Here is a 16,832-nt window from a genome sequence, read left to right on the forward strand (position 1 = left end):
CCAATTGTCGAGGCTTTCGGAAAAGCCCTTCTCGCGCGGTGCCAGCTTCTCGGCCATCTGCTTGAAACCCTTCGAAATGAGTGAGGGCCGTTGCCTACGCCAGCCCCCGTCCGGAATCAATGGTTGCGGGCTATTCGCAACGCTGGGCCTCGTGCCGGCAGTCATGGCCGGAACGGTCCAGCTCCAACTGGTAGAGCGACTGGAGCGCCTCGTTGTCCAGGGAGACGCCCACCCGGCGGGGGCCCGTGCCCGGCTCGTTGAGGAGGATGTCCACCGACTGGGGGTTGCGCTGGGCCACCGGGTCCGCCGGGGCGGCCGTCACCTCGCGCTTCTCGAAGCGCTTCCAGCTGGGGGTGCCCCCGCCGGCCGTGCCCACCGTGGAGAAGCCCTCGGCGCAGTTGGCCGCGCCCCCCACGAAGCCCGCCTGGTAGACGCGCGCGCTGTGGCCCCCCGAGGCCGCGCACATGCCCCCCGAGGCGCCCGCCTCGAAGCTGTTCCACACCACGCACCCGTTGACGATGGCCGTGCCGCTGCCCGTCTGCTCGCGGGAGGCGCCGTACTTCACGTACCAGCCCGCCTCCAGCGCCCCGGCCTCCTTCGCGCCCCCCGTCACCTTCCCCGAGGCGTCGAACTGGGACACGTCCACCAGCTGCTCGTCCGTGAGCAGGCCGGTCTCGTAGCGCGCGGCCTCGGTGGCGGTGCCGAAGGTGCGCGACTTCTTCACCCCGTAGCTCCAGAAGCCATAGAAGCGGTGGGGGCTGGCGGCCGGCAGGGGCTTGGTCGCCGCGAGGGCAATCCAGTCATCCTTCGACACCCGGCAGCCCCACCCCGTCCCCGTGCCATCGCAGGTGTACTCCAGCTTGCCCGCGCTGCTCGCCGAGCACCCGTTGGCCGCGCTGTAGTCCCAGGAGAGCGACACCTTCGTCGAGCCGCAGGTGTCACCCGCGGTACCCGCCGTGGGCGCACTCGAGGTGTAGGCGTAATCGGCGTAGGTGGTGGTGGAGCTCCAGGCCGTCGAGCCGCCGCGCTCCACGGTGACGGTCTGGCTGGCCCGGCAGCCGAGCTGCGCGCACCCGAGTGGGTTGGAGAGCCGGCACGTCGTCCCGCCGCTCTCGGCGAGGTTGAAGCGGTCCCCGGTGCCCACGAAGGTGCGCAGGTAGCCGGTGTCCGCCTGCACGGTGTTGGAAGTCATGTAGCTGAACGTGGGCCGCACGGTGTCCTCGCTCGGGGCCTTCACCTGGAAGGCGCGGGCGGCGAACCAGTTCGTCACCTTGCCGCCGCTGGCCGCGCGCACCCCGGGCTGCCAGAAGCGCACCGTCCACACCTGCCCGCCGTAGTCCGCCACCGTCGCGGTGTCGAAGAGCAGATCTCCATCCGGCTTGGAGCTCAGCTCGCCACCAATGTCCATCATCGCCACGCTGGCGGCGAAGGGGTGGCGCAGGTGCTCGGAGCGCTCGCCGCCGTCGCCGTGGAAGAAGCTCCAGAGGGTCTCGCCCGTCTTCATGTCCACCATGGCCAGGCCCCGGCCCCGGCTCAGCGAGCGGTCATACCCGCCATTGAGGAAGACGACCCACTCCTCGCGGGCCGGCTTTCCATCCACGCGCCAGGGGCCGTCCGGGTCCGCCAGGGCCACCGGGCCGATGGGCGGAGGCCGGGGCGCGAAGGCTCCATCGCTCTCGCCCAGCTGCAGCGCGAGCGCGTCGCACGGCTGCGGCCACATCCACAGGAAGTCCCCCTTCCGCGAGGGCGCGCGGCCCGGCAGCCCGCGGGCGGGGTTGGCCAGCAGGGAAGTCACATCCAGCGCGAAGCGGTGCACCCCGCCCGTGCCCGAGCCCACCACGGCCACGGTGCGGAACTCGCTGGCCTGCTTCTTCCCGTCGGCCGTGGCGTCGCCGGGCGTGCCCACGCCGTCCAGCCACACCTCGCGCACCATGGGCGTGCCGTCCACGAACCAGCCGTGCTTGCCCAGCTTGGGCAGCAGCTTGGGCAGCATGTCCGGCGGGACGAAGGCCCACAGCTCCTCGCCCGTGCCCTCGTCGTGCTGGGGCATGCCGGTGAGCGGATCCTTCCCCGCGCGGCTGCCATTGTGGAAGGCGTGCAGCATGCCGCCGTTGGAGCCCACCAGCACCACGCGGTCGCGGGCCTCGTGGCGCGTGACGTACTCGTCATAGGCGGGGCGGGGGCTGCCGGTGGCCGGGTCCGGGTAGCTCGCCTGCTCCGTGTGGCCCGAGTGGAGCGTCTGGAGGCACTGCTGCGAGAAGGCGCAGAAGTCGCGGGGCATGGGCGGCTCCACGCTCTGGGGCGCCGAGTGGAAGATGTCGTTGAGGAGGAAGGCCCGGTCGAAGTCGCGCCGCGTCTTGTCCGTGTTGAGCACGTCCGCGCCCCGGTAGTAGCGGATGACGGCGCGGGCGCAGTCGTCGGGGCCGAGCTTCTCGCCCGCCACGGTGCAGCCACCGTCACCGATGCCGAGGTAGCCGCGCAGCGCCGGGGCGTTCTCCTCGGTGAAGGCGACGGGGGTGTCGTTGGAGTCGATGCGCCCGTCCGGAGCGCCGGTGGGGCCGCCGTTGTCGACGATGGTGTAGAGGTTGCGCGTCTTCCAGCGCTGGGTGGCCGCCGCCGAGGCCTTGAGCTTCTGGCCCGCCTCCCAGAAGGGCCGGCCCGGCTGGAGACGGTCCTTGAGCTTCACGAAGTCGCCCAGCTCGATCTCCACCACGGCGTCGCCGTCCGCGTCGATGAGGTGGACGTCGTCGCAGTCCTTGTCCTGGTTCAAATCCCACGCGTCCGCGCCCAGGGCGGCCTTGTCCGGCTTGCAGCCGAGCAGCAGCTCCGAGGCGAGCTTGTAGCGGTAGAGGTAGCCGCGCCACGGCTCGTCACGGTCGCGGCCCGGGCGCAGGCGGGGCACCAGCGTGCCGCTCGAGCCACCGAGCTGCAGGCCGGACACGGACGCCGCCGAGAAGGACGTGGAGCGCCGGTTGACGTTGGCGATGATCTCCTCGAGGGCCTGCTTGAGGCCCGCGCCGTCGTTGGCCTGGTGGTAGAGGCCACCGCCCACGCGCGCGGCGTTCTTGAGGATGTTGGCGTTCACCCCGAAGCCGATGGCGTGGATGGTGAGGCTCTGCCGGCCGGAGGTGTCGAAGTCGCCCACCGCCGTGGGGCTGGCGCGCTGCAGGTCCTGCGTGGCCAGCAGCTTCGCCACGTCATCCAGCTTGTGCTGCGCGTCCTCGGGGCAGGGCTCCGAGGCGGGGCACTCCACCGTGCCGCCATTGAGGGCGGTGAGGGCCTCGGCCGGGAGGTGCTCGTCGGCGCTCGGCTCGCCGTCGGTGACGATGACGATGGAGGTGGACTGGCAGCCCCAGCACCAGCTGCGCTCGGGCCGGGTGAGCAGCGCGTTCTGGAAGCCCGTCTTGAGGTAGCTGCTGTCGAAGCCGAAGGTGTCCGTGTAGAGCGAGTTGCTCGAGGAGAAGTACTGCCCGAGGTTGAGCAGCGACTCGGCCAGCGGCGTGGCGGCCTTGAAGTGCAGCCCGTCCACGGCGGCCAGGTAGTTGGGGCGCACGGACTCGAAGGCGCGAGGGTCCGCGCTGAGCTGCTCGCACGTGGGGCCCTGCGGCATGGCCATGAGGGCGCCGTGCACCGAGTTGTCCGCGTCGAAGTAGCTGATGCCCACGCGCACCCGGCGCATGTCCTTGAGGATGGACTTGAGCACGGCCTTGGCCGTCACGTACTTGGGCGGGTTGAAGTTGAGGAAGCGGCCCGAGAAGGCGAAGGTGAGCTTGCGCGGGTCCGTGCCCGGCCGGGCGCCCGTGGCCCCGGGGCGCTTGTAGAAGCCCTTCGTCTGGAGGCACGAGAGGCACGCGTCGTAGAGCGCCCGCGTCGGGTCCGCGCTCGCCGGGTGCTGGTACGCGCAGACGTCCTCCTTGGTGTTCCACTGCGAGGCCGGCGCGTTGGAGTCCTCCCAGAACATGTACCCGTAGAACTTGTCATCCTGGAAGAGGGTGGTGTGGTCCGGGTCCGGCACGGGGTAGGCCGTGGCGGGATTCCACCCGTTGGCCGCCTCCATCGCGACGAGGTCCGGCTGCGAGCACCCATCGCCCGCGGCGAAGAAGGCCTCGTGGTTGCCCTCGTTCACCTGGGGCAGCTCGCGCATGGACGCCGAGGTGTCGATGAGGAAGTGGACGTTGGGCGGGGTGCCCTCGCTCATGAAGAAGCGCTCGTCGCCGGTGATGTCCTCACCGCGCAGGGCCTCGGAGGCCAGCGACGTGGTGAGCTGACAACAGGCGGCCCTGGGCTCGGGCTCGGCGGAGAGGGCGAGGGCGGAGGACAGCAGGAGCGCTGCGGAGGACAGGCGGCGGAGGTGGCTCCAGGAATACATGAGGGTCCTCGGAGGGGGTGCTACTGAAGGCCGACACGGACGACGAACTCGACTTCGCGCTCGGGACCGCCGGGGTACTCCTGGCAGAGGGCCGTGATGGAGTACCAGGCGGCACCCTCGGCCGCGTCGCCGAGCGTGTTGCTGATGTCGCGGGCCGCGCCGCGCGAGGCACCCACCGCGTTGGCGGGCAGCCGCTCCACGTGCGTGAGCGTGGGGGAGGCCGTCGAGCCGCTGAAGTGGCCCGCGCGGATGAGGCCCGGGCCGTACGCGTCATGGAGCTGCACCTGGGCGGTGCTGCTCGGGGTGAGCACGCGCAGGCGGGCGAGGAAGAGGTTGCGCGCGGCCTGGGTGCAGGCCGACATCGAGTCCTCGCGCGTCTGGAGCACGGCGGCGTTGCGCTCGGTGCCGGTGAAGGCGAGGGCGCCGGCCACCAGCAGCGTGACGAGCACCACGACGAGCAGCGCCATCACGAGGGCCATGCCTCGGGGCGCCGGGGAACTGCGGTGGGGATGGTGAGGCATGGGCTCAACCTCCTCCCAGGTGGACGGGGATGAATTGGGAGCGCATCAGCAGGTTCTTGGGGGCGATGGCCTCGCGCATGACGGCGCGGGTGAAGCCGCCGCCCCGCGGGTCGAAGGCCTTGGCGGGCGTGGTGCCCAGGTTCTCCAACTGCCGCCACGAGGCGGTGCCGGAGGGGAGCGCGGGGCCCTCGGTGCCGGGGGCGCCGGGGGTGAGCACGTCATCCCCGGGGCGCTGCGTGTCGGGCTGGGCGCTGCGCGCCACGAAGGTGAGGCGCACCTGCCGGATGTTGGCCGGGTGCGAGACGAGCCGCCGGGGCGAGGCATAGGGGTCTTCCAGGCGCGGCCGGTCCGGCTCGGGCGTGCCGGTGTGCCAGGACTCGCCCCAGGGCACGTCGCCGTCCACGCCGACGAGCGGCGGCGGCGTGTTGCCCAGGGTGTTGAGGATGTAGGCCACCTGCAACTGCTCGAGCCCCACCGCGAGCGGCGAGGCGTCGGCGCCGTCGATGGCCCCGTCCCCGTTGAGGTCCACGCCCCGGTGCAGCATGAGGTAGGGCGTGGCGCCGGGCGTGGCCGGGTTGCCGTCGTCGTCGAAGGAGGCGACGTAGAAGCTGGCGCGCTCCACCTTCACCACCACCGGCGGCTCCGAGTCGTGGAAGCACGCGTCGGAGAGCTGGTCCTGCTCGTGGAAGAGGGCGCCGGGAGGACCCGCGGGCGAGTCCACCGTCACCGGAGTGGTGTCCAGCTTGACGGAGGTGGCGCTCACGGCGGCCGTCTCGCCCACCGTCACGTAGGCGTAGCGGATGGCGCCGGGGCAGAGCACGAGCAGGATTTCGCCCTTGAGCAGGGGCCGCTGCAGCGCCTTGTCGAACTTGAGGAAGTCCGTGCCCACCGTGGTGGCGAGGCGGCGGAAGTACGGGTCGCGCGAGTGGACGGTGAGGCCGTCGGGGAAGCCCTCGCCGTGCGCGTTGCGGGCCGCGTCGTAGGAGTCGTAGGCGAGGAGGGCCCGGTCGGGGTCCACGCCATAGCCCGCGTTGCGCACGTGCCGCTCGACGAAGCCGAGCGCCTGGCGCACGCTGGACTGCACCGCGCGGCGGTTGGCGTGGGCCTGGTACTGCCAGGCCTGGGACACGAAGACGGCCGCGATGCCGGTGAGCACCACCGCGCCGATGGCACTACCGACGAGCAGCTCGACGAGGGTGAAGCCCGCGGGCTGGGACCGGATGGACACGAGGGGAGAGCTCCTTCCAGCCCGCTCGTCTGTGCAAAGCGCGGCCCAATGGCCCCGTTGGCCGGGAGTCCCTGTGCAAGCCCTTGGAACGAGAAGGGAAGCCCGTTACCCCGTGTGACCGGGGGAGTTCCCTCCCCGACCCCAGGAGTTACCCGCGGCTGCCCTTTCTACTGGGAAAGGAATGGCCCTCCTGTAACGATTGCATGCCTCCCTGCTTCGGGCTCGGAGTGGGGGGATGCCTGCTTGCCTGCCCTGGCCATGGGGCCTCTGTCGGGGGCCGCCCTACTCCGCCTTTCGGGCGGAGGCGCGGTAGCGAGACCATCCCAGGAGGAGCCAGAGCAGCCCGGTGCCCAGGACGAAGGGCAGGCTCCACCAGGCGACGCGTTGTGCCAGGAGCGTGTTGACCTCGAGCGCCGCCTTCTCCCGGGTCTGCACGATGACGGCGAACGCGGTGCGGCCCACCGGCGCGAACGCCGCCAGCCACGTGCCCGGCTCGTCGGAGACCGGATCCCGGTAGCCCTCGAGCACGCTTCCCGGGGAGTCCGGCAGTTGAAGCTGCTCCTGCCCGAGGGAGGCGGGCTCCGGCAGGGCCTGGGCGAGCTGCCGCGCCGTCTGGGGCTCGAGCGTGGCCGGCATCCCGCGCCCCAGCCGCTCGTGGGCGAGGACGGCATAGACGTCGCGGGCGGGCCACTCGAGCTGGCCGCGCTTGCGGTCGGTGAGCCCCACGAGCGTGACGGTGCGGCCCGAGTCGCTCCCCTCGTCGAGCTGCAGCATGCCCAGCCGGGAGTCGGTCGCGACGTTCACCACCAGCACCCCCAGCCACGTCCCGTCCGCAGCGTACACCGGGGCGGCCAGGGCGAAGGCATACTTGCCGTCCGACTCCGTCTCGAAGGCCCGGGAGATGTACGCGGCGCGCCGTCCCTCGGCCGCCAGACGCCGGGCGCCCTGGAAGTAGTCGCGCCACCCGTAGTCCTTGCCGAGGATGGCGCGCGGCGGCTCGGGCCAACGGCCCAGGGTGCGTCCGGCCGTGTCCTGGACGAAACAGAGCGAGAACGGCGAGCCCGCGTCCGAGGACTTCAAGCCGCCGCGCGGGCCGTCGTAGTACGTGAAGCCGTCCCGGCAGAAGGCCTCCAGGGCCGCGGCGTCGCGCGTCTGGAGCGCGGCCACGAGCCGAGGCTGCGCCGTCGCGTGCTCCACGCCCTGGCGGTACTGCGCCAGCTCGAAGAGCACCGTCCCCGCCACCAGCCGCGCGGCGTAGAGGTTGACCCGCAGCGCGTCGCGGCGCAGGTCCTCCTCCTGGGCGCGCTCGATGCGCACGGCGCCCACCGCCGCCACCGAGAGGCACCAGAGCAGGGTGGCCAGCAGCCCCGCGCCCAGCGGATGTCTCAGGCACCACATCCAGGCGCGTCCGAGCATGCCGCGGGGCCGCGCCTCGATTTCCCTGCCCTCGAGGTAGCGCCGCAGCTCATCCGCCAGCTCCTCCGCGGAGCCGTAGCGCCGGGTGGGCTCCTTCTCCAGGCACTTGAGGCAGATGGTCTCCAGGTCCCGGGAGATGCGCGGCGCGAGCATGCTCGGTGGGAGGGGCTCGGCCTCCTGAACCTGCTTGAGGAGCTCGAAGATGCCGTTGGCCTGGAAGGGAGGCCGGCCCGTCAGCAGCTCGTAGAGGATGGCCCCGAGGCCGTAGACGTCGGCGGCGACGGTGAGGGGCGGGCCGTGCGTGCGGGCCTGCTCCGGCGCCATGTAGAGGGGGGTGCCCACCGCGCCGCTCCTCGACACGCGGGCTTGCTTGTCGAGCACCTTGGCCACGCCGAAGTCGGCGATGTGCGGAACGCCCGCGGCATCGAGCAGCAGGTTGGCGGGCTTCAAGTCCCGGTGAAGGACGCCATGCTGGTGCCCATAGTGGACCGCCCGGGCGATCGTCTCGACCAGGCTCGCCGCCTCGCGGGGCTTGCCGTGGAAGTCCCGCACCCGCTGGGCCAGGCTCCCGCCCTCCATCAGCGGCATGGTGAAGTAGTGGTCGCCCTCGTGCTCCCCCACGTCGTAGATGGGGACGATGTTCGGGTGCGCGAGGCTCGCGGCGAGTCGGGCCTCGGACTCGAATTGGTGGATCTCCGCGTCGCTGGCCAGCTCGCCCCCGGCGATTCGCTTCAACGCCACCGTGCGGCCGAGCGCGACGTGGCGCGCCTTGTAGACCACGCCCATGCCGCCCCGGGCGAGGAGCACCAACAGCTCGTAATCGCCGAAGCGGGGATACGGGTCCGCTGCTCCGGGCACGGGCTCATCCGGCGGGGGCGCGGGGGGCCGCAGTCCAACGTTCAGCAGACACCGGGGGCACAGCCCTCCCATCACCTCGGGGAGCGCGGCGCCACAGCGGGAACAGGGCAGGGTGAGCGTGTCGTCCATTGCCCCTCCATGAAGCAACGGGCCCCCGGATGTTACCCGTCCTCGACGGCGGAGATGAGGAAGCGCAGCTCGTCGGTGACGTCCTCGGGCTTTTCGACGGTGTGGGAGAGCTCCGTGAGGAGCAGTTCCTGGTAGCGCTGCCGGAGCCGGAAGGCCGCCTTCCTCACCGCGCCCTCCCTCATGCCCAGCTCCGTGGCGATGTGCGCGTACGAGTCCGCCTCCTCGCCGGTGATGGTCTGCTGCAGCTTCTCGAAGCGAAGCGCCTGGCCCTCGCGCGCGTACTCCTCGCCGAGCGCCGTCAGCACACGGCGCAGCAGCCCCAGCGCCCAGCGCCGCTCGAAAGCCCGCTCGGGGGTGAGCCCGGGCATGGGCACCTGGTTGAAGCACGTCTCCGCGTCCTCGAGATCGACCTGGACCCGGGTCCCGCCGCGTTTCTCCGCCCGCTCGCGATCCCACTCGTTCGCCAGGTAGTGTTTGACCGAGGCCAGCAGCCACGAGCGGAAGCGGCCGCGGCCGGGCTCCACGACCGCGAGGGCATTTTTCTCCAGCACGCGGGTGAGAAAGCCCTGGATGAGATCCTTCGCCTTGTCCGGTGGCAGGCCCTGGCGCCGGACGAAGTCATAGAGCGGGTGCCAGTAGAGCGTGCAGAGCTCCGACAGGGCCTTGTGTGCCTCCGGGGCTCCGGGCTGGCCCGCGGCGAGTACCAGGCTCCAACGGGTGGTGACGAACCCGCGCGCGGTGGGACCCGGCGCGGGCGCATTCGAAGGCGGCTCGTTCACGCCTCCGGAGTCTAACGGGAAAAAGATTCCCGGTAACCCGGGGCGCGCCTTTTCTTCACAGGTCAGGGAGCAGCCCGCTCACAAGGAGGAAGTCATGAAGGTAGATACGTGGCTGGTCCTGGGGTTCACCCTCTTCGCGACGATGGCCAGCGCGGGGGGAAGGTATTCCGGAGAGGTGTCCGTCACCCCGTCCGAGACGGCGTCCTCCACGTTGACCACACCGAAGACGGCGGCCCCGGCGCCGAAGGCACCCACGAGGGTGACTCGCTGAAGAGGTGGGTCGTGGCGCCGGACGTGGCCGGGTGGCTCAAATCTCCGGGATGGCCGCGGCGCCCCGGCCCACGGCCTGGGGGTTGTACTTCACCGCCCAGACGTCGATCTGTTTGACGTTCCCGGACGTGGTGGGGAAGCGCACCATGACCAGGATGCGGCGGGCCTCGGTGGTGCTGTCGGCGTCCTTGAGGGGCGCCACGCGCCAGGCCACCTCGTAGGGGCCCTCGGTGCTCACGCTGGCGTGCGCGGCGCCGAGCAGCGGCCGCTCCCCCACGAGGGCCACCGCGTCGGCGAGCTTCACCCGGCCATCGGTCTCGTCGAAGCGGGCGAAGCGCGGGTCCGCCGGGTCGATGGTGCTCTCGGTGGACAGCAGCGCGTGGTCGAAGGGCAGGCGCTCGAAGGAGTCCACCAGATCGCGGGCAATCTTGCTCGCGGTGGACTGGCGCCGGGCGAGCCCGTTCTGCTGGCTGGCCAGCACGTTCATCTGCAGCACGCCGAGGATGCCGATGGAGAAGATGGCGAGGGCCGCCAGGGCTTCGACGAGGCTGAATCCACGGGCCCTGCGGGCGCGGCGGTACGGGGACATGGTGGACGGCTCCTCCTAGAAGACGCGGATGGCGCCAGCGGGCGCGGCGATGACGACCCAGCGGGCCGAGCCGGGCTTGTGCGAGTCGGGAATGAAGGCGACGACGCCGCCCGGGGGGGCGCCGCCGGTCATGACCTGCACGGTGCCATCAGGAGAGAAGCGGATGACGCCGCGGGCGCCGCCGGTGCCCTCGGTGCAGAAGGTGCAGCCCCCGAGCAGGTGGCCCGTGCCGGAGGGCGAGAGCGCAATGGAGGTGAAGGGCGCGGGCAGCGAGGTGAAGTCCGCGCGCGGGGCCGAGAGGTCCATGAAGCCCAGGCCGCTCTCGCGCGAGAGCGCCAGGTGCTCGTGGCGCACGCCGCCCACGGCCGAGGCATTCATCACGTCGTCGCTGGCCCAGTTGAAGGCGCCGAGCGAGTCGGCGCGCTCGAGCAGGTAGACGCCGAACTCCTTGCCGTCGTCATGGAAGACGACGTAGTGGGGCACGCCCATGCTGGTGGCGCGCATCTGTGCGGCGGAGTACAGGGCGCCCACCTCGAAGGCGGCGTTGTTCACCCGGACGCGCGAGGTGCCGTGGAACACGGCCACACCCGCGAGCGTCACGAGGACGCCGAGGATGGCGACGGCGGTGAGCAATTCGACGAGGGTGAAGCCAGCGGAGCGGGACCGGATGGACACGCGGAGAACTCCTTCCGCCCGGCTGCTTGTGCAAAGCGTGGCCCACCTGCCTCCGCGGGCTGGGAGTACCTGTGCAAGCCCTCGGAACGAGAGGGACGCACGGCGACCCAGTCTGACTCCCGGAGTGCGCCGCATGACTCCCGGAGTTGCCTCCGGCTGGCCTTTCTACGGGGAAAGGATTTTCCCTTCTGTAACGATTGCACGCCCGCCTGCCCTTCCCTGACGCGGGAAGCGTCACATTTGCGCCATCGCCCCTCTCTCCCACATGGGGGCCGTCTCATGGCGAATGAGCCGAACGAGGCCACACACCGGATTTCCAACGAGACGAACAAGCGGCTGCGCCTCCGGGTGTCGGAGGGCTGTGAGCTGAACCTCGCCCCCCTGGAGGATCGACGCGAGGTGGTGCTCAGTGCGGAGGAGCGACGCGGCCTCCAGGTGTACGTGCAACAGGGTTACATCGCGTTCGACCGCGAGGCGAGCGCGTCCATGGGGGCCTGGCCATTCGCCGCCATCGTGAGCGGCTGGTTCTCCCTCGCCTATGCGGTCATCGGCCTGGTGGTCCGGGCAGGGCCGGCGTACTGGCTCGTGGGCACCTGCGGCGCCGTGGGGCTGTTCTGCCTCGTCGTGGGGCTGTTGCTGCTTCTGGGCCGCTCCAACCCCTCCCTCCCGCTTCCGTGGTCGCGGCGCCTGGTGAGCGCGCAGCTGGGCTCGAGGCGCCTGCTGAGCTCGGCCATGCAGCATCTGAGCTTCCTGATGGTGGTGGGGATCGCCATCCTCCTGCCGACCCTCCTGTTGCTCTCCACGGGGTTGGTGCAGCGCATGCGGGGGGGCGCTGACGTCTCCGTCGAGCTGGCGTACCGGGTTCTGCATCTGCTCTTCATCTCGGTGCTCTCCCTGCTCCCCTCACTGCTCTTCTTCGTGCTCGACCCGCAGTGCTCGGCGACGCTGCGGAGCAAGTTCACGCGGCAGATCTTCCGGTTCGATCCCGAGCTGACCAACAAGCTGGACGTCCGCTCGAAGTACGGCGGCCTGATGGACGAGGCCTATGGCCTGGAGAACCCCGCCGCCGGGCGGCTCCTGGTGGCCAGGCGCTCCCCGGTGTTCGTGGCCACGCTGGTCATCACCATTGGCTGGAGCCTCACGTTCCTCAGTGGGGCCCCTCCTCCCAAGGACAGCGACACCCAGGGATTGCTGGCCGCGCTCTTCGCGCCCCACAAGTCGGCGCTCGTCTTCGGCTTCCTCGGCTCGTATTTCTATGCCTTGCAGACCGCCTTCCGCAGCTATGTCTACCGGGACCTGCGGCCCAAGGCCTACAGCCACATCACGATTCGCATCGTCAGCACGATGGTGCTGACCTGGGTGCTGTCCCTGCTGGCCGGGTTGTCGCCCCGGGACGGCACGAGCCCCTCCTGGCTGCTCATCCTCGCGTTCATGACGGGCATCGTTCCCGAGACCACCCTGGTCCTCCTCCGGGAGGCCTGGCGCGACTCGGCCCCCGGACGCAAGTGGAGGAAGATACGGGTGGGGCCTTCTCCCGTGGATGAGCATGAGCCGCTCACGAACCTGGATGGCATCGACCTCTATGACCGCTCCCGGCTGCTCGACGAGGGGGTGACGAATGTCCAGAGCCTGGCCCACCATGATGTGGTCGAGCTGATGCTGCTCACCCGCATCCCGGTGGCCCGGCTGTTGGATTGGGTGGACCAGGCCATCCTCCACCTGCGCACCCCCGAGGCAACCGGTGAGGCAAAGCGTACGGGAGACGCGGCCGGGGCTCACTCCCGGCTGCTCACGAGCCTGCGGGAGTACGGCATTCGCACGGCCACGGACCTGGAGAAGGCCTGCCAGTCCCAGGCGCAGCGCAAGCAGCTCGAGCGCCTCTTCCCTTCCGTGTCTTCCCAGGCCACCGAGGCGAAGGCGGGCGCGACGGAAAGCCGCCTTCCGACCATCCTGCGGTCGATCCGGGACGAGCACTGGATGCGCAATCTCCACTCCTGGCACCAGGAGCACCCCGTCGAGGAACTCGTCCTGCCCGGAGCGCACGCGCACCCGCCGCGCGCGCTGGGTGGCCCGTTCCGAGAGGAAAACCGCCCCAACCCGGAAGCGGCGGGCCTCCACTGAACCCGGCTTCTCCTCTCAGAAGCGCCCCGCCAGCCCGAGCACCGCGCCCTGGGAGGAGACGCTCAGCAGGGGTTGCAGACGCGCGGCCGTGGGCGGGGGAGGCGTGGACGCCGCCGGGGACAGCTCGTACGCCACGACACTGAAGACATAGGGCGTGAGCAGGAGGTGCCCATGGCCTCCCATCAGGCTTCCGCCGCCCCAGGCCCCCAGGGAGAAGCCGAGGCTGCTCCAGGCTCCCGTGCCTCCTCAACGGGAGGGCCCTACCGGCCCTTCTTGCGGCCGGGGCGCTCGGCCGCATCGGTGTTGAAGCCCGAGACGCGCATGCCGAGTGTCTGGGCCAGGAGCACGGCGGTCTCGACGGGGACGCGGGTGTCCTTGAGGCGGTTCCTCGCCGGGTCGAGGAAGGCGCCCACCGCGTTGGAGAAGTCCGTGCGGGTGAGGGTGCAGCCGCGGAAGTTGCTGCCGGTGAGGTCCGTGCCGCTGAAGTCCGCGTCCGTCAGGTCGAGGTCGAAGAAGTTCGCCTCCATGGCGGTGCAGCGCAGGAAGGGCGTCTTGCGCAGGCTCTGTCCGACGAACGAGGCGTAGCGCAGCACGCACCCGTCGAACGCCAGCTCCGGGTTGGGGGACACGCCCGTCCAGTCGACGCCCATCAGCTTCGAGCCCTCGAAGCGCACCTCGCGCAGCGCCGTCTGGTTCACCTGGATGCGCGTGAGGTCACACCCGTTGAAGACACACACCTCGAGCCTGGTGTTCTTCCAGCGGCTCTCCTGGAGCTGACAGCGCTCGAAGGTGCAGCGGTAGAACTCCTTCTGGCCGAGGTCGCGGCCCTGGAGGTCCAGGTCGCTGAACGTCTCGTTCTCGAAGGAGTCCTCCTTCAGGAGCCGCTGTGCATCCGCCGAGAGCGTGTCCGGGTCTGAAGACATGGCCCGGCGGCATAGCAGAGGAACGAGCTTTTCCAATCCCCGGATCTGGACTCGCGCGTCGAGTCCGCGAAGAGTGCTGGCGTGTTTTCCGACCCGGGGGAGCCCGCAATGCTGCGTCCGCTGTCCGATGACCTCTTCGTGATGGATGTCCCCTTCCGCATGGGGGGAATGGAGCTGGGCGGGCGGATGACGGTGATGCGCCTGCCGGACGGCGGGCTGTGGCTGCACTCGCCCGTGAAGCTGGACGCGGCCGTGCGGAGCGCCGTGGACGCACTGGGGCCGGTGCGCTTCCTGGTGGCGCCCAATGTGATGCACCACGTGTTCCTCGGGGACTGGGCCGCCGCGTACCCCTCGGCGAAGGTGCTCGCGCCCGCGGGGCTGCGCCAGAAGCGCAAGGACCTGCGCATCGACGTGGAACTGTCGGACGTGATGGACGTGGGCCAGTCCCCGGACATCGAGCTGCTCCTCGCGCATGGCATCCCCAAGCTCGAGGAGTTCGTCTTCCTGCACCGGCCCAGCCGCACGCTGCTGCTCACCGACCTGGCCTTCAACATCCACGACTCGTCCTCGTGGCTGACGCGCACGTACCTCAAGCTGTGCAAGGCATACGGGCGGCTGGCGCCCACCTGGCTGCTCAAGTCCATGGTGAAGGACAAGGCCGCGCTGCGCTCCTGGCGCGACCGCGTCCTCACGTGGGACTTCGACCGGGTGGTGCCGTGCCACGGACAGGTGCTCGAGAGCGGAGGCCGCGACGCGATGCGCGAGGCCTTCGCGTGGCTCTAGGCTCCGCCCGCCCGGCTGCTCTCCTGCCTGACTCGGGAGGCGTGAGAAGACGGGGAAACTGATTGCTGCGATGATCGGCCCCCCACATGAGAATCGACCGACTCCTCGCCGGCCTTTTCCTCGCGCTCCCCATCGCGTGCGCTTCCTCCACCTCCTCCGTTCGGAGTGAGCCCGCTCCCGTGACGCTCTCGGCCCCCGGGGCCCTGGCGCTTCCCGCGGCGGCGCGCACCCCCTCCGAGGGCGACCTGCGCGTGATGACCTTCAACATCCAGTCCGGCCGCCAGGGCCTGGACAAGGTGGCCGGGCTCATCCGCTCGGCCGCGCCCGACATCGTGGCCCTCCAGGAAGTGGACGTGCACACGCGGCGCGCGGGCGGCGTGGACCAGTCCGCCGAGCTGTCGCAGCGCACGGGGCTGCCCTACTACGCGCACTTCCGCACCACCTCCCTGTATGGCGGGGACTACGGCGTGGCCATCCTCTCGCGCTTCCCGCTGGAGTCCGTGGAGCAGCAGCCGCTGCCCGTGGAGCCCGGCGCCGAGCCGCGCACCGTGGCGCGCATCCTCATGCACATGCACGGGCAGGAGGTGAGCGTCTACGTCACGCACCTCACCCGGCGCCCCTTCAACGGGGACGTCCGCGTGCGCCAGAGCGCCGCCATCATGAAGTGGATGGACGCGGACCCGCGGCCCAAGCTGCTGATGGGCGACATGAACGACACGCCCGACTCGGGCTCCGTGCGCCTCTTCAAGCGCGAGCTGCTGGACGTGTTCGCCCTGCGCGGACAGGGCGCCGCGGACACCTATCCGCTGCCCGTCATCCCCAACGTGCGCATCGACTACGTGCTGGCGAATGACCGCTTCATGCCCCGCGGCAGCCAGGTGCTGCGCGTGAAGGCGTCCGACCACTACCCCGTGGTGGCCGACCTCACCCTGCTCGAGCCCGTGAAGCCGCCCTCCGCCGAGATGGTGCAAGCCTCGCCGGGCGGCGCCACCACCGCCGGCAGCAAGTAGTCCGGAGGGGGCTGGCTCACCCGGGCCGGCTCACTCGAGCTGCAGTCCGCAGTCGCCGCACGCGCCCGCGACCAGGGGCGCGGCCGTGCCGCACGCGGGGCAGGGCGGCTCACCGTCCTCCGGTACCAGCTGGGGGGCGTGGCCCTCGGGGAGCAAGCCCTCGCGCTGGAGGGTGTCCAGCCAGCGCCGCTGGAGCAGGCCCGCGACGCGGGGAGCGTCCTCGGGCCGCACGAGCACCTGGAACTTCGGAGAGCAGTTGGGCTTGGCGCAGGCCTCGCGGTGGACGAGCGCGGGCACGCCCTCGGCGAGGCACGCCTCCACGAGCCGCCGGGCGTCCGGGAGCTGCATCTCCACGCACGGCACCACTTCCGCGTCCGTCAGTGCCTTCTCTGCTTCGTGAGGAGTCATGGGAGGAGCCATGGGCCGCAGTGAAGCGCAGCCCCGCGCCCGCGTCCATGGCCTCCGGGGTCTCCCGTCCGGCCGCAGGGGAGGGGAGCCGCCGGGGCCCGTCTACCCGCCCGGCTCCGGCTTCGGCGTGGCCGAGGCGATGAGCTTCTCCAGGATGCGGAAGAGCGCCCGCCGGTCGGTGGCGTCCAGGTGCTCCAGCATCCGCTCCATGTCCTGGAGGACGGTCTTGTCCAGCTTGCGGTGGAGCCGGGCGCCCGAGGCCGTCAGCCGGCAGCGGATGACGCGGCGATCCTCCGGGCTGCGCTCGCGCTGCACGTGGCCCTCGCGCTCGAGCCGGTCCACCACGCCGGTGACCGTCTTCTCGGTGATGCCCAGCCGCCGGGCCAGCTCGCCCATGGTGAGCGTCCCGTCCCGTCCCAACCACAGCAGCGCGTGGATTTGAGGGGCGGTGAGGTCCATGTTCTCGCAGCGGCGGGCGAGCGGATCCCTGAGCGAGTGCAGCCGGCCCAAGGCGAACAGGAGCCGCTGGAACCGGTCGACATCACCGGCTGAATCTTCCGCCGTGGAGACATTCCGTGACACGGAGCTTCCTTGTCCCGGCCCGGGTCGCCCGCTGATGCACCCGCCCCGATACGGCCAAATGTGGGCTCCTCGCGGCCGGATGGAAAGCCACCCGGGAGCGTCAAGGGAGCCATGGCCGAGGACGGACCGCCGGGGAGCGAGCATGCATCCGTGGCCCCGGGTACGACGTGA

At 70.8% G+C, this 16,832-nt stretch carries 15 protein-coding genes; 4 read left to right on the plus strand and 11 right to left on the minus strand.

Annotated features, from left to right (window positions below; all coding sequences use genetic code 11):
• Window positions 1-130 precede the first annotated feature (130 nt).
• From ACJ8AN_RS41300 to ACJ8AN_RS41320, 5 genes are all read right to left on the minus strand, one after another.
• Window positions 131-4,369, minus strand: coding sequence for a pilus assembly protein PilY (locus ACJ8AN_RS41300; RefSeq protein WP_407761143.1), 4,239 nt, complete (start codon window positions 4,367-4,369; stop codon window positions 131-133).
• A gap of 20 nt (window positions 4,370-4,389) precedes the next feature.
• Window positions 4,390-4,890 (minus strand): hypothetical protein, encoded by a 501-nt coding sequence (locus ACJ8AN_RS41305; RefSeq protein WP_407761144.1) that lies wholly within the window; start codon window positions 4,888-4,890, stop codon window positions 4,390-4,392.
• Window positions 4,891-4,894: 4 nt separating this feature from the next.
• Window positions 4,895-6,118 (minus strand): PilW family protein, encoded by a 1,224-nt coding sequence (locus tag ACJ8AN_RS41310; RefSeq protein ID WP_407761145.1) that lies wholly within the window; start codon window positions 6,116-6,118, stop codon window positions 4,895-4,897.
• A 282-nt stretch (window positions 6,119-6,400) separates the two neighbouring features.
• On the minus strand, window positions 6,401-8,521 hold the full coding sequence (locus ACJ8AN_RS41315; protein WP_407761146.1) for a serine/threonine protein kinase: 2,121 nt from the start codon (window positions 8,519-8,521) through the stop codon (window positions 6,401-6,403).
• A gap of 32 nt (window positions 8,522-8,553) precedes the next feature.
• On the minus strand, window positions 8,554-9,300 hold the full coding sequence (locus ACJ8AN_RS41320) for an RNA polymerase sigma factor (RefSeq protein WP_407761147.1): 747 nt from the start codon (window positions 9,298-9,300) through the stop codon (window positions 8,554-8,556).
• 94 nt (window positions 9,301-9,394) lie between these two features.
• On the opposite strand from ACJ8AN_RS41320, the gene ACJ8AN_RS41325 reads away from it, so the two are divergent.
• Window positions 9,395-9,571 carry a hypothetical protein gene (locus tag ACJ8AN_RS41325; protein WP_407761148.1) on the plus strand — a complete coding sequence of 59 codons (177 nt, stop codon included), beginning with the start codon at window positions 9,395-9,397 and terminating at the stop codon, window positions 9,569-9,571.
• 36 nt (window positions 9,572-9,607) lie between these two features.
• Here the strand turns inward: ACJ8AN_RS41325 and ACJ8AN_RS41330 are convergent, their stop codons facing one another.
• Window positions 9,608-10,159, minus strand: a complete 552-nt coding sequence (locus ACJ8AN_RS41330; protein WP_407761149.1) for a prepilin-type N-terminal cleavage/methylation domain-containing protein — start codon at window positions 10,157-10,159, stop codon at window positions 9,608-9,610.
• Between the two features lie 15 nt (window positions 10,160-10,174).
• Window positions 10,175-10,834, minus strand: a complete 660-nt coding sequence (locus ACJ8AN_RS41335) for a Tfp pilus assembly protein FimT/FimU (RefSeq protein WP_407761150.1) — start codon at window positions 10,832-10,834, stop codon at window positions 10,175-10,177.
• Between the two features lie 279 nt (window positions 10,835-11,113).
• Between ACJ8AN_RS41335 and ACJ8AN_RS41340 the strand changes: the two genes are divergently transcribed.
• Entirely contained in the window at window positions 11,114-12,955 is a 1,842-nt protein-coding gene (locus ACJ8AN_RS41340; protein WP_407761151.1) for a hypothetical protein, read from the plus strand.
• Window positions 12,956-12,970: 15 nt separating this feature from the next.
• Here the strand turns inward: ACJ8AN_RS41340 and ACJ8AN_RS41345 are convergent, their stop codons facing one another.
• Window positions 12,971-13,138 carry a hypothetical protein gene (locus ACJ8AN_RS41345; RefSeq protein WP_407761152.1) on the minus strand — a complete coding sequence of 56 codons (168 nt, stop codon included), beginning with the start codon at window positions 13,136-13,138 and terminating at the stop codon, window positions 12,971-12,973.
• Between the two features lie 77 nt (window positions 13,139-13,215).
• Window positions 13,216-13,878, minus strand: a complete 663-nt coding sequence (locus ACJ8AN_RS41350) for a pentapeptide repeat-containing protein (protein ID WP_407761153.1) — start codon at window positions 13,876-13,878, stop codon at window positions 13,216-13,218.
• Between the two features lie 108 nt (window positions 13,879-13,986).
• Between ACJ8AN_RS41350 and ACJ8AN_RS41355 the strand changes: the two genes are divergently transcribed.
• Window positions 13,987-14,661: a DUF4336 domain-containing protein gene (locus ACJ8AN_RS41355; protein WP_407761154.1), complete on the plus strand. Its 675-nt coding sequence runs from the start codon at window positions 13,987-13,989 to the stop codon at window positions 14,659-14,661.
• A 179-nt stretch (window positions 14,662-14,840) separates the two neighbouring features.
• On the plus strand, window positions 14,841-15,671 hold the full coding sequence (locus tag ACJ8AN_RS41360; protein ID WP_407761155.1) for an endonuclease/exonuclease/phosphatase family protein: 831 nt from the start codon (window positions 14,841-14,843) through the stop codon (window positions 15,669-15,671).
• A gap of 30 nt (window positions 15,672-15,701) precedes the next feature.
• Here the strand turns inward: ACJ8AN_RS41360 and ACJ8AN_RS41365 are convergent, their stop codons facing one another.
• Together ACJ8AN_RS41365 and ACJ8AN_RS41370 are read right to left on the minus strand one after the other, a co-directional pair.
• Window positions 15,702-16,079 carry a hypothetical protein gene (locus ACJ8AN_RS41365; protein WP_407761156.1) on the minus strand — a complete coding sequence of 126 codons (378 nt, stop codon included), beginning with the start codon at window positions 16,077-16,079 and terminating at the stop codon, window positions 15,702-15,704.
• A gap of 102 nt (window positions 16,080-16,181) precedes the next feature.
• Window positions 16,182-16,661: a MarR family winged helix-turn-helix transcriptional regulator gene (locus ACJ8AN_RS41370; RefSeq protein WP_407761157.1), complete on the minus strand. Its 480-nt coding sequence runs from the start codon at window positions 16,659-16,661 to the stop codon at window positions 16,182-16,184.
• Window positions 16,662-16,832 lie beyond the last annotated feature (171 nt).

Origin of the sequence: Archangium sp., from assembly GCF_045802675.1 — a bacterium.
GTDB lineage: Bacteria > Myxococcota > Myxococcia > Myxococcales > Myxococcaceae > Archangium.